General features: G+C 42.8%; 13 protein-coding genes and 1 pseudogene. 6 read left to right on the forward strand and 8 right to left on the reverse strand.

Going from position 1 to position 12,694, the window contains the following annotated elements:
- Positions 1–84: 84 nt before the first annotated feature.
- Complete coding sequence (locus tag OCU87_RS19170; protein WP_261859119.1) at positions 85–471, reverse strand: hypothetical protein; 387 nt, start codon at positions 469–471, stop codon at positions 85–87.
- A gap of 409 nt (positions 472–880) precedes the next feature.
- Between OCU87_RS19170 and OCU87_RS19175 the strand changes: the two are divergent.
- Positions 881–994: pseudogene (locus OCU87_RS19175) on the forward strand (putative quorum-sensing-regulated virulence factor); the annotation flags it as partial.
- Positions 995–1,036: 42 nt separating this feature from the next.
- Here OCU87_RS19175 and OCU87_RS19180 read toward each other — a convergent pair.
- Positions 1,037–1,570, reverse strand: coding sequence for a hypothetical protein (locus tag OCU87_RS19180; RefSeq protein WP_261859120.1), 534 nt, complete (start codon positions 1,568–1,570; stop codon positions 1,037–1,039).
- A gap of 2 nt (positions 1,571–1,572) precedes the next feature.
- Positions 1,573–2,544, reverse strand: coding sequence for a helix-turn-helix transcriptional regulator (locus OCU87_RS19185; protein ID WP_239685971.1), 972 nt, complete (start codon positions 2,542–2,544; stop codon positions 1,573–1,575).
- A gap of 126 nt (positions 2,545–2,670) precedes the next feature.
- Between OCU87_RS19185 and OCU87_RS19190 the strand changes: the two genes are divergently transcribed.
- Entirely contained in the window at positions 2,671–3,372 is a 702-nt protein-coding gene (locus tag OCU87_RS19190; protein ID WP_261859121.1) for an SIR2 family NAD-dependent protein deacylase, read from the forward strand.
- A gap of 311 nt (positions 3,373–3,683) precedes the next feature.
- On the forward strand, positions 3,684–5,870 hold the full coding sequence (locus OCU87_RS19195; RefSeq protein WP_261859122.1) for an immunoglobulin-like domain-containing protein: 2,187 nt from the start codon (positions 3,684–3,686) through the stop codon (positions 5,868–5,870).
- 113 nt (positions 5,871–5,983) lie between these two features.
- Here OCU87_RS19195 and OCU87_RS19200 read toward each other — a convergent pair whose 3' ends face one another.
- The 3 genes from OCU87_RS19200 to gloA form a co-directional block, all read right to left on the reverse strand.
- Entirely contained in the window at positions 5,984–6,328 is a 345-nt protein-coding gene (locus OCU87_RS19200) for a hypothetical protein (protein ID WP_062687875.1), read from the reverse strand.
- A 181-nt stretch (positions 6,329–6,509) separates the two neighbouring features.
- The gene (locus OCU87_RS19205) at positions 6,510–7,622 is read right to left on the reverse strand and encodes an alkene reductase (RefSeq protein WP_261859123.1); all 1,113 of its coding nucleotides are present in this window, start codon (positions 7,620–7,622) and stop codon (positions 6,510–6,512) included.
- A gap of 18 nt (positions 7,623–7,640) precedes the next feature.
- A complete protein-coding gene (gene gloA, locus OCU87_RS19210; protein WP_261859124.1) occupies positions 7,641–8,018 on the reverse strand; it encodes a lactoylglutathione lyase in 378 nt (125 codons plus the stop codon).
- A 414-nt stretch (positions 8,019–8,432) separates the two neighbouring features.
- On the opposite strand from gloA, the gene OCU87_RS19215 reads away from it, so the two are divergent.
- Both OCU87_RS19215 and OCU87_RS19220 read left to right on the forward strand, forming a co-directional pair.
- Entirely contained in the window at positions 8,433–8,987 is a 555-nt protein-coding gene (locus OCU87_RS19215; RefSeq protein ID WP_062687877.1) for a sugar O-acetyltransferase, read from the forward strand.
- Positions 8,988–9,111: 124 nt separating this feature from the next.
- Positions 9,112–9,927, forward strand: a complete 816-nt coding sequence (locus tag OCU87_RS19220) for an SDR family NAD(P)-dependent oxidoreductase (RefSeq protein ID WP_261859125.1) — start codon at positions 9,112–9,114, stop codon at positions 9,925–9,927.
- 66 nt (positions 9,928–9,993) lie between these two features.
- Here OCU87_RS19220 and yddG read toward each other — a convergent pair whose 3' ends face one another.
- The gene (gene yddG, locus OCU87_RS19225; protein WP_261859126.1) at positions 9,994–10,878 is read right to left on the reverse strand and encodes an aromatic amino acid DMT transporter YddG; all 885 of its coding nucleotides are present in this window, start codon (positions 10,876–10,878) and stop codon (positions 9,994–9,996) included.
- A gap of 268 nt (positions 10,879–11,146) precedes the next feature.
- The gene (locus OCU87_RS19230; RefSeq protein ID WP_261859127.1) at positions 11,147–11,542 is read right to left on the reverse strand and encodes an ACT domain-containing protein; all 396 of its coding nucleotides are present in this window, start codon (positions 11,540–11,542) and stop codon (positions 11,147–11,149) included.
- A 140-nt stretch (positions 11,543–11,682) separates the two neighbouring features.
- Between OCU87_RS19230 and OCU87_RS19235 the strand changes: the two genes are divergently transcribed.
- Positions 11,683–12,687 (forward strand): LacI family DNA-binding transcriptional regulator, encoded by a 1,005-nt coding sequence (locus tag OCU87_RS19235; RefSeq protein WP_261859128.1) that lies wholly within the window; start codon positions 11,683–11,685, stop codon positions 12,685–12,687.
- Positions 12,688–12,694 lie beyond the last annotated feature (7 nt).

Genomic DNA, 12,694 nt, shown 5'->3' on the forward strand with positions numbered 1-12,694 from the left:
GTCTGACTCTGGTTCTGCGTTGTAATAGCCATATGCATTGAACGTTTTTTCTTCTCTTCAAATAACACCATTACTTTTTCTACGCTAGTCGGTATCACGTTCTTTGCTGCACATGCCGAGCAAAATATTCATAGCGAAAATCATGTAGGCGGTTCCTAATCCCGCTCCAATACTACCAGCGAGTGCGCCGAACACACAACCGCCAATCGTAAAGACCGAAGCGCCAATTAGAAGTCGCTTAATCGATAGGTTGAAAAAGCCGATCTTATCGAGAAAGAGAATAACGAATGATGCGCAACCAAGCAGGACGAATCCGTTCATTAGTAGATTGTAGAAATCATCAGAATCGGCTGTTGCAATCACTCGAATGAAGTCTTCTATATATTCCATTTTTTCGTATTCTGGCTGTTCATTGTGCTTTGGTAGAAACTCAGCGTATTCTGGTTTTAGGTGATCCACTTCCACTGTCATTTTTACCTCGATATAAATTGAGGCGAAGTATACCCATAAGAATTATTCACTAGATTGTTTTTTATCAAATTAAAATTGCATCTTAATTTGAAATATTTATCTTAACGATAAATGAAACGTATCAATTAATAACGAAGCGGAACTCTTCTCAAACCATTGTTTTTTCTTTATGTCTTTTTGTTTTCTCTACGTTGACGTTCGACAAGTTTTGCCAAATTTTAAAAGCGAAGAAGCGAAGAAGCGAAGAAGCGAAGGAGGTTTCTGTTAGTTACTAACACGTACAACGGTGAACGGCAGATGCAGCGACTTCAGGTCGATTACAGTCTAATGCTTGGGCGCTCGAAACTTCGCATAAATTATGAATTGCATAAAGAAAGAGACTAAAAACCTAAAGAAAGTTGTTTTCTTTTGGTTTCGCAAGCAGGGCTTCCCTGAGGGTGAGCTAGGTACACTGCTGGCGCTGGCATTAGAGTTTAAAATTGAAGGCTTAGAATCTGTGATTCGGCCTTTAAAGCAGGTGTAACTCCTCTGAAGGCCTTAAATATTTCACTGCAATCCCCTGCCATTACTGATCAGTTTCGGGGTGGCTAATATTAGGGTCTGCATAAAATTGAGTGCTAACTTCAGGAAGTAGTAATACCCGAGAGCCTGAATTAAAAATACGAAATGCATTATCAGCAAAATTTGTAGATTTCAGGCTTTGGCTATTGTAGCTGGGTTGATGCGCATAAATGAGGAGCGATTCGAGATTAGAAATTGTTATTCCTTTGGTTTCTTGAAATTTACCATACCTTTCTCGCTTGTCTTCTCCCCAGTTTTTCCAGTTCGAGAAAACCCCACATGTCGCGATGTAAATGCTACACATGTCCGCTTGGTTAGAAATCCAATTATGCTGCCGAATACGCTGATCAGCTGTTTGTGCTTCTGTTTTCCCAATGTAAAGCAGAGTGCTAGTACCATAGACTGGGTGAGGGCCATAAATTTGATATAAACAGTGAGCGCTGTCTTGTACGGTATCAATATTATCTATGGTGTAAGGGCCTTCCCAGTAGACATCAATGATTGGCGGGTTGTGTATAAAATCATCTCTAATTGTCATGTCTAATCCTCATAGTATGAAATACTTGTAACTAATATATCTTTGATCTCTTTGCGTAGCGTTTCGGGAGATAGCACAGTAGCGTGATTACACATTGATAAAATCCAATGCCTTAATTCATCGGTATCATCTACCGATGCGGTCAAAATGAAATCATCCTCTTTGGGACTGAACACTTGATCTTTAGATAGTGGTGTTTCTGTTAAAATCTCCGCTAAGATAGGGGTAATCCATAGCTTTATTGCTAACTTATGCTCACTTCTTATGACTCCCATATTTCCATTTTCAACATAATTTGAAAGGGAGAAGTCAGCGTCGATATCTGCCGCTCTTTTTGTTTGCTCTGCTTTAATTACGCGGCTTAACAGTAATGATCTGATATCCTCATAGCCATCATATTTTCCGACAAGGTATGAACGTTCGCTACGCACAACAATGCCATAAGGGTGAAAAGTAAAGTCGTTTTCTTCGCTTGTTGTCAATGACTTATAGGTAAGTCGTAGGCACATTGCTGAGAATAAAGAAGCATAGATCGCCTCTATGGTTTCAGCTGAAATATCACTTGTGTGTAGAGGCTGTCCTTTTGTGTGAACGATTATCTTTTGGGGCCATTGACTCTGAGGTTTTTTGTTTTCTGTGACTAAAAATTGATTCGCCGTTCTGATATAAGGATCCAGTCGTTCACGCATGACGGGTGGAAGCAAGTTAGAGAGATATTTATCAGCCATCGTAAAGGTAATGGCTGTTGTTAAATCATAATCTGGCAAGGTTAATTCAGCATCTTTCGTTAGATGCCACCCAATAGGCTTACTTTCGTCACTACATACTGGAAACTTGCTCGCAAGTTCGACTAAATCCCTCTGCACAGTCCGAAGTGACACTTCTTCACCCTCATCCATTAATTGTTGTTGGATTTCTGGCGCTGATATTTTCCTGTGTCGAGATAACTTAGCCAATACAGATAGTTTTCTCATTCCACTGTCCATTATATCCCTTTATATCAGTCGGTTATTGGTCTTATTCTTGAATGATACGCTATGCGTCAGTATATGTCGCATACCATATTATCATTAATTCCAAAGGTTTAAGCATGGGAGCAAATGATGGTGAATGAGATAAAAAAGAGGAAGATTGTTGTTTTTACAGGGGCGGGCATAAGTGCCGAAAGTGGATTAAGCACTTTTCGAGACAGTGACGGTTTATGGGAAAATTATTCTGTTCATGAGATAGCAACGAAAGACGCTTTTGAGCACAACCCTGAGTTGGTGCTGAGCTTTTACAACCAGCGTAAAATCGCGGCCGCAAAAGCATTGCCAAATAAAGCTCACATTGCATTAGCTGAACTAGAGGCCGTCTATGACGTAATTATTATTACGCAGAATGTTGATGACTTGCATGAAAAAGCTGGTAGTTCGAAAGTTATACACTTGCATGGGCAGTTAAGTCGCGCTCAAAGTAGTCTTGATTCTACGATTACTTATGACTGGGATAAGCCGATTTATATTGGTCAACATTGTGAATTAAATAGTCAATTAAGGCCTAATGTTGTGTGGTTTGGTGAACCTGTCATGCAATTGGAAGAAGCGCGAAATTATATAAAGTCTGCTGATAAAGTACTTGCCATTGGGAGCTCCCTAACTGTGCAGCCAGCCGCAGGGCTACTCAAAAAAGCCCCGTATAAGGCAGAGAAAAAGCTTGTTTCTCTTGATATTAAAGGGAGAGTGCCATTTGGTTACAAGTTCATCAGAGGTAAGGCCGCAAGTATCGTTCCTGTTATATGTAAGAATTGGCAAGCGTTATAAATCAACAGAGCCGTTTGCTTTCTTCATTATTACGTATTTAGCTGTGATTCACTCTATGTATGACTGAATAGGGATTGTTTCGTTTTATCTCATTGTTATTTAATGGTTTTATTGAAGGTTATTATCTGTATGGATAAATTGTAGAAATCGTCAATTTTTAAATATCGCTAATTCTAAAATTGTGACAGAAGATCTCAATCTTATAAAAAACAGTACATTGAAGTAGAAGTTTCTATACCTAAACACAAAATTTGATGACTAAAATAAGTTTCATGGCTGTGACAACCACAGCGACTTTTGTGGAAATAGAAATGTTAAAACGTAATGCACTCCAACTAGCAATATCTGTAAGCATCGCTGCTTTCTCTGGTGCAGCATATGCTGATAGCGCAAAAATGGTTAACCCGGAAGCGGGTGTAGTCGTTGGTTACTGGCACAACTGGTGCGATGGCGCTGGTTACAAAGGTGGTAATGCGCCATGCGTGACATTGGAAGCGGTGAACCCAATGTACAACGTGGTGAATGTTTCCTTCATGAAAGTGTTCGATGTGGCTGAAGGTCGTATTCCGACATTTCGTTTAGACCCAACTATAGGTTTGTCTGAACAAGAATTTACTAATCAAATTGGTGAGTTGAATAAGCAAGGTCGTTCAGTGTTAATCGCGCTAGGTGGCGCAGACGCACACGTTGAATTGAAAAAGGGTGATGAGCAAGCATTTGCTGAAGAGATCATTCGCCTCACCGATGTTTACGGTTTTGATGGCTTAGATATCGATTTAGAACAAGCAGCTGTGACAGCCGCTGATAACCAAACCGTGATTCCTGCCGCGCTGCGTATCGTGAAAGATCACTATAAAGCGCAGGGTAAAAACTTCCTGATTACCATGGCACCTGAGTTTCCATACTTAACTTCGGGCGGTAAATACGTGCCATACATAGAGAGCCTTGAAGGTTACTACGACTGGATTAACCCGCAGTTTTATAACCAAGGTGGCGATGGGATTTGGGTTGAAGGCGTTGGCTGGATTGCTCAAAACAACGATGCGTTAAAAGAAGAATTTATTTACTATATTTCAGATTCACTCGCCAATGGGACGCGTGGCTTCCATAAAATCCCTAGTAGTAAACTGGTATTTGGTATTCCATCAAGCATTGATGCTGCCGCAACAGGCTATGTACAAGATCCACAAGATCTCTACGATGCATTTGAGCGCCTTAATAAGCAAGGTCAACCATTACGCGGTGTGATGACATGGTCGGTGAACTGGGATATGGGCACCAATGCGTCAGGCCAAGCCTACAGTGAGACGTTCATTAACGACTATGGTCCATTCGTACATGGTCAAACACCACCGCCACCAGCAGAAGGCGAACCTGTTTTTAAAGGGGTAGAGAATACTCGCGTATTGTATGGTGAGATGTTTAATGAATTAGCGAGTGTTACGGCGTTTGATAAAGAAGACGGTGACCTAACAGGTTCAATCATTGTTGAGGGCAGTGTCGATGTACGTCAGCTTGGGACATACGTCTTAACTTACCGAGTACAAGACAGCGATGACAACGAAACCGTCAAAGCGCGCAGTATTGAAGTTTATAGCCAAAAGCCGGTATTGAACGGCGTGAAAGATACTAATGTAATGATTGGTGCAACGTTTGATCCTTTAGCCAATGTCACAGCAACGGATGCGGAAGACGGTGAATTGACCAATCAGATCCGCGTAACAGGGGCTGTTGATACAAACCGTGCAGGTAGCTACACCCTGCAATATTCGGTGACTGATAGCGCCAACCAAACGGTGCGTGCTGAGCGTAAAGTTGTTGTGAGTGACGGCAGTAGCTGTGCAAATGAATGGAATGCAGCCACAACCTACGTAGAAGGTGATCAAGTTTCGCATAATGGTGCGACTTGGGAAGCAGGCTGGTGGACGCGTGGTGATGAACCAGGCACAACTGGTGAGTGGGGCGTGTGGAAAAAAGTGTCCGACACCACATGTGGCGGTGAAACACCTGACCCGGAGGCTGAACTTAACATTGCAGGTCTTGCCTCTGAGTATGTGGCTGTGAATGGGGAAGTGCGTTTGTCGCTAACGTTAACCTCGAATGAAGCACTTGATGTCACCGTGATGGCAGCTAATAGTGCAGGCGTTGTGATGAATCAAGCGAAAGTAAACCTTGTTGATTCCAAAGCGATCACGCTTGATATCTTTAACGCTGATGCAGGTCGCTACACATTAGACGTCGCGGGTACAACAGCGGACGGTGAAATGGTGGTATTTACCGCGCCATTTACCATTAAAGAAGAAGGCACAGTAACGCCACCTCCAGGTGATTACCCACCATATCAAGCAGGTGTTAGTTACCAAGCGGGTGACAAAGTACTAGGTGCAGATAACGGGGTTTATGAATGTAAGCCGTGGCCATATACAGCGTGGTGCGCCAGTGCATCGTATGCCCCAGCTGATAGCCTGTACTGGCAAGATGCTTGGGCAAAATTGTAATGATTTAGAGATAAAACACTTCGATTAGCAAGATGTTGATCGAGCTATAAGTGCCTAAGCATAGGTTTAGGCACTTAATTTGTAATGCAAAAATCGCTTAATACGTAAACACCTTAGTGCTTAAATGTATTGCTTTCATTGTCACTGGTAGCCGTTAAATCGCCCGCAGGGTTGATCAGGTGCGGTAATATTTTAGCTAGGTTCAACTCTATATCTTGGTCTTGCACCGGATCGATCACCTCGTTATACCAGCCCAGTAAGCCTAGTACTGAATAGCCAATCGCATCATCGCTTTCGCGGTGCTCTAAAATGATCTGTAGAAAGCGTAGGATTGCTTTGTCATTGGATTTCGCTTGCTCACGCGTTTCATGAAAGATCTGCGTGGCTTCAACAATCAAACCTTCGTATTCAGTCTCAATTGCGACCTTAAATGAACCACCATCAACGGAAATTTTCATATCAATACAGCCTGTTATTCTAATTGCTATGAATTTTAACGGATAATTAAAGACTTGTCGCTAAACGGCGAATGAATCGCGGCATCAAAATAGCAACCTCAGCAATGGTGAGGTTGCTATTAAGACTATTATTTATAGCCTTATTTCTGGTCTTACTTAATGTATAAAGTACATAAGAAAGCTAGATAGCCAGTCGATATTGCGCATAAGTTGGGTAATCGGTTAACCCTTTTTCGTCACCGCCAAACAAGGTACTTGGATCGTGTTGTGCTAGTGGATAACCTTGTTCAATACGGCTAGGCAGATCGGGGTTCGCCACAAATGGGCGCCCAAAACCAACCATGTCAGCCACGCCGTCTTTAATGGCTTGTTCTGCCCGTTCGTTATCGTAGCGCCCCGCATAAATAATGACGCCTTGATAAGCATCACGTACCGCTTGTTTGAAGCCTTGTGGTGTGTCTGGTGCATCATCCCAATCGACTTCTGCAATGTGAAGATAGACAATCTTGTAGGTGTTTAGTAAAGCCGCGGCTGCGGTATAAGTGTCTACAGGGGTCGCATCAACAGTGCCGTTTAATGAAGTGAATGGTGCTAAACGCACACCCACACGATCAGCGCCAATGGCCTCTACCATAGCGGCAACCACCTCGCCTAAGAAACGTAAGCGATTTTCAATCGAACCACCGTATTCGTCGGTACGGGTGTTGGCTTCGGAATCAATAAATTGGTTGATCAGGTAACCGTTCGCGGCATGAAGTTCAATGCCATCAAAGCCTGCTTCAATCGCATTGAGGGCGGCTTGACGGTATTGTTCTATTACCATGCTAATGTCAGCTTTAGTCATCTCACGCGGTTCAACCACATCAACAAAGCCAGGTTCATCCGTACCATTGTCGATAAACACTTTTACGTTTTCAGCTTTTAACGCTGAAGATGAAATTGGTTGTTCTCCACCAATGTTGTCAGGGTGGGTTACGCGACCGACGTGCCAAAGTTGGGCAAAAATAGCACCGCCTTGTTGGTGAACGGCGTCAGTTACTTTTTTCCAGCCTGTGATTTGCTCTGCCGTGTAGATCCCTGGTGTCCAAGCATAGCCCTGACCCATAGCTGAAATTTGTGTGCCTTCAGCAACAATAAGCCCAGCAGAAGCGCGTTGTGCGTAGTAAGTTGCCATGATCTCATTGGCCGCGTTGCTTGGCTGGCTAGCACGAGAACGCGTCATTGGTGGCATGACAATTCGGTTTTTAAGAGAAAGTGTGCCTAGCTGAATAGGTTGAAATAATGCATTTTTCATGTGTTCTTCCTCAGAAAATTAAGCTAGTTGAATCAGTTCGATTTGGTAGCCATCAGGATCGGTAATAAAAGCGATATGGGTTGTGCCACCTTTCACCGGTCCTGGTTCGCGGGTGATATTGCCACCTAAGGATCTAATTTTGTCGCAGGCGAGGTAAATATCGTCGACACCGAGCGCTAAGTGACCAAAGGCATTGCCCATTTCATATTGTTCAGTATCCCAGTTATGGGTTAACTCTATGGTCGTGCCATTTTCTTCATACCCAACAAATACAAGCGTGTAGCGATATTCGGGATTGTCAGAACGATCAAGTTCTTTCATTCCAAGTACTTTGGTGTAAAAGGCGATTGATTTTTCTAGGTCAACAACGCGGATCATGGTGTGTAAAAATTTCATATACGACCTTTGTAAATGTGAGTTAGCACTGAGCGGTAGAGATGTGACGAGCTACCTAAGCCTCATTCGATAGGGCAATCTTAATGGTGATAGGGAATAAACTAAAATTATGGTTTTTTATCAATATAATAATTTTAAGTTATCCTTTCTTGGGAGGATTGAATCGAAGACACATTCAGTTGTGCTCAATAAGCGGCTATTGATAGGGTGGTTTTTAATGCTATTGGGAATGTGGGAGCCTGTTCACCTTTATTTAAGGTCACATATTTTAAAGTTTGACCGCAAGCTAAACGGCGATGGTTAAATTGGTTGCCAAAGTAAGCCTAAGCGATATCAAAGAAGGCTATTAGCAAACAAGATTTAACAAATAAGCAGAATCAAAAACTGAATAAAAAGTAAGTGTGGAGTATGAAGATGACTGAATTTGAAAAGATGGTACAAGGGTTGAACTTTGATGGACTCGATCCAGAAATTGTCGAGATCAGAAATCGTTCCTTTGCGCTCCAGCAAGAGATTAACAAAGTCCCCGTTGGGCATGCTGAGCACCTGTGGCAACAGCTTTTGGCGAGTATTGGTGAGGAAACGCTGATATGCCCGCCGTTTAATTGTGAGTTCGGCAAAACTATTTCTATAGGCTCAGGGACATTTTTGAATATGGGCGTCACCATGCTCGATAATGCGCCGATAGAAATTGGTAATAATGTGCTTATAGGTCCGAGTGCCCAGTTTTATACGGCCAGCCATAGTTTAGATTACCGTTCTCGTCGAGCATGGGAAACACACAGTAAACCGATCAAAATCGAAGATGATGTGTGGATTGGCGGCAATGTTGTGATTAACCAAGGGGTGACGATAGGGGCGCGTTCAGTGATTGCTTCAGGTTCTGTGGTGAATAAAGATGTTCCGCCAGATACGCTTTATGGTGGTATTCCTGCCAAGAAAATTAAAGACATTATCCCACAAGATTAGATTATCAATGTTTTGTTAAAACTGTTTTTGATCAGCCGCTAATTATCACGGATGGTAATTAGCAGTATGCTGATAACTCATCTATACAGGGTTCTGTAGCATTTTTTCAAGTTGGGAATACACCATGATAAAAAAAATTCTGGTAACAGGGGCAACGGATGGCATTGGCTTAGAAACGGCTAAAAAGTTGGTTGCTCAAGGGCATCACGTTTTATTACATGGGCGTAGCCAAGCTAAGTTAGCTACAGCGGAAACTATGCTTGTAAGCCTTGCTCAAGAAGTAGGATCTGATGCGGTAATTGAATCCTTTATTGCTGATTTGTCTGTAATGAGTGATGTAGTTCAACTGGCTAATGATATTGCCCAAAAACATCCAGCCATCGATGTGGTGATTAATAATGCAGGTGTATTTACCACGCCACAGCTAGCAACCGCTGACGGATTGGACGTACGTTTTGCGGTGAATACAATCGCTCCTTATTTGTTAACCAAGCACTTAATGCCCTTACTAGGAGCAGAAAGCCGTGTTGTTAACCTGTCTTCAGCAGCGCAATCACCAGTGGATGTTTCTGCATTGGCGGGTAATGGTCAACTTTCTGATGGTGCAGCGTACGCACAAAGTAAATTAGCCTTAACCATGTGGTCTCGCGTGATGGGATTAGCGCTGAAAGATACAGGGCCTATGATTGTCTCGGTTAACCCTGCGTCTATGCTTGGCAGCAAAATGGTAAAAGATGCTTATGGTGTCGCGGGTGGGGATCTCACCATCGGTGCTGATATTCTTTGTCGTGCTGCGTTATCGGATGATTTTGCAGGTGCATTCGGCTTGTATTTTGACAACGATATTGGCCAGTTTAGCCAACCTCACCCTGATGCGCTTAATGAAGCAAAAGCACAACAGGTTGTCGATACGATTGATGCAGTCTTGGCGTCTATTTAATAAAAAACACCCTAATAAACGCCTGTTTATTAGGGTGTATCTAATCAGTTCAGAAAGGTAGAGTCGCTACCTTTTTCTCGTTAAAGCCCAGCATGTTAAAGATGCAATAGTCACCATGACAACCCCTTGCCAAAAGGTCGCGGTGAGTTCGATATCGAGTAGCATCGCCGAAAAGAAAGTCGAAAAAATAGGGGTGAAATAAGACATAGTCGCTAACATCACCATATTGCCGTTAATGATGGCGATATTCCACAGTGCATAGCCTGCGCCCATTGCAGTTGCCGCTAGAACCAAATCGATGCTTGCGTTTACCGAGAAAGTTAATGCAGGTTCGTTGCTAAAGGCGTACTTGATCCATAGCGCGATAGCTGTGCCAATGAAGAACCAAGTGATCGCATTTTCACCTTTTGCTAAGCGCTTAGTGAGGTTGCAATAGGTGGCCCACAAGAATGCCCCGATAAACGCCAAGCAGTAGCTAACAGGGTTAGAGGCGATATTTGTCGCAAGTTGAGCGATCGATAAGCCCTCATCGCCGCTTACTGTCCAAGCAACACCAAAGAATGAAAGTGCCATTGCAGGGTAAAGGGCAGGGTTAATCGATTTTTTGCTGGCTAATACGGCAAGTAAGACCGTTAAACTTGGCCATAAGTAATTAATGACACCCATTTCAACAGCTTGGTGTCGATCATTTGCCATGCCAAGTGCTAATGCTAAACACATTTCGTACGAAACAAATAGCGCACCACCTAATGCTAGGTATTTAATTGAAAAGCGTTTAAGGCTTGGTAAGCCGATAAAAATGGCCAGTAACGTTGAACTGACGGTATATATCATTGCAGCCCCACCAATGGGGCCTAGTTGTTCTGTAACATTACGAATGAAAGCAACATTTGTGCTCCACAATAAAATGGCCATACAGCCAGCGAGTGTGTATTTATGGGTGGTGTTCAAGGTGGATACCGCAATAGTTAAGATAAATAGTAAAAAGCGCGGCTCTGTAATGCCTAGAAGGCGTCATACCTAGTTAGGTTAAAGGTAGAAGGAAAGTGTTCGGTTTACAGAGCAATAAACATGATGTGTATCGAAGAGATACTTTTCACCCGCGCACAATACATTAGGACTTGGCCTGGCGAAAAGGGAAAATTGCCAAAAGGGCAATATATTTCACCTTGAGGTACAAGTGTGCATCGCAGGGGGAGATTTATCTTGGTAAGCACGGCTAGTCAGAAAACTCAGCCAGCGCAGACATGGCAATATCGATTTTCTCTTCTTGAACAAAAATATGGTCATGGTAATAGGCTGCGATCACATTGGCACTGACATCATAGGAGGCTAATTTACTGGCAACTGCAGCGGTTAAACCAACCGCCTCTAAGCTAGAGTGTACGGTTAGGGTAATCAGCTTAAAAACGCCATCAAAAGGTAAGCTTGCATTGCGTGCATCTTGTTGTTTCAGTACCAGTGTTACACCTTCATCTTCATGGAAGAAGGCGATAGGTTTGAGTGTGAGGTAATCTTTGATCTCGCCTGTGACGGTACAAAAGACATAGCTATCTGCTTTTACTTTCGGTGACATTGTTTGTAATAATTCATTTAAGTCAGTAATTGCAGCCATATCATTTCCTTCCTATTTATTGCGCTACACCCTGTTTTTATTATGGATTAACTTGTGATGATGCGCTGTTAAAGATATTGAAATCTGGTATCTTTCTTAATTCTATAAGTTGTAATTTTGAATGTTATGCCGAGGGATAAATGGCGACAATTTCTGATGTATCTCGTATTGCTGGTGTATCAAAAGCGACGGTATCACGTGTTATTAATGGAACAGGGCAGGTTAAAGAAAGTACGCGTTTATTAGTTAGGCAGGTTATGTCTGAGCTGGACTACAAGCCCAGTTCTGTGGCGCAAGCATTGGCAACGAAAAGTGGAAATAGTGTCGGTCTGGTGCTCTCTGATTTCACGGGTAGTTATTTCGGCATCTTGTTGAAGCAGGCATCTGTTAGCGCTGATTTGATGGGAAAGCAGTTATTAATTGCAGATGGGCATAATCACGCGGAATCAGAATTAAAAGCAGTTCATTCGCTGGTGGAAAAAAAAAGCGATGTGATTGTGTTGTACAGCCGTCAATTATCACCAGATCAGATCATCGCACTGAATCAATCGATTGATATTCCCTTGGTGAACGTAGGCCGTGAATTGCCTCAAGAAGCGGGCTATTCTATTGCGTTTGATCAAAAGCATGCGGTAGAGATGGCAGTGGATCACCTTGTTCAACTTGGTCACCGTTCTATGATGTACCTTGGACCAGAGCCTATTACACCGACATCAATTTCTCGACTAGCAGGCTTTAAAGATGCGATTAGTCATCGAGCTGAATTAGGAATCTCGACTCAGTTTAGTACATCTGAATTTGGTTACATTGAAGGCTATCAAGCTGGTAAAAAGATAGTAGCAAGTGGCATCTTACCCACTGCCATGGTAATTGCTTCGGATGATATTGCGATTGGCTGTATAAAGGCGTTCACTGAATCAGGGATACAGATCCCGCGCGATATTTCTATCGTAAGCATTGATAACGATCCTTGCAGTCCATTTGTCACCCCCTCACTTACCACGGTTGATGTTCCTATTCAGGAAGTAATGGCACAAGCTATGTTGGTTGCTCAGCAACTGGTAGAAAGGAAAGGGGCTTTTGAGTCAGACATTATGCGTGGTCAGCTCATTATACGAGATTCAACCCAAGCCGCTTCACCGTAATACCGTT

The sequence above is a fragment of the Photobacterium sanguinicancri genome (genome assembly GCF_024346675.1).
Taxonomy (GTDB): Bacteria; Pseudomonadota; Gammaproteobacteria; order Enterobacterales; family Vibrionaceae; genus Photobacterium; species Photobacterium sanguinicancri.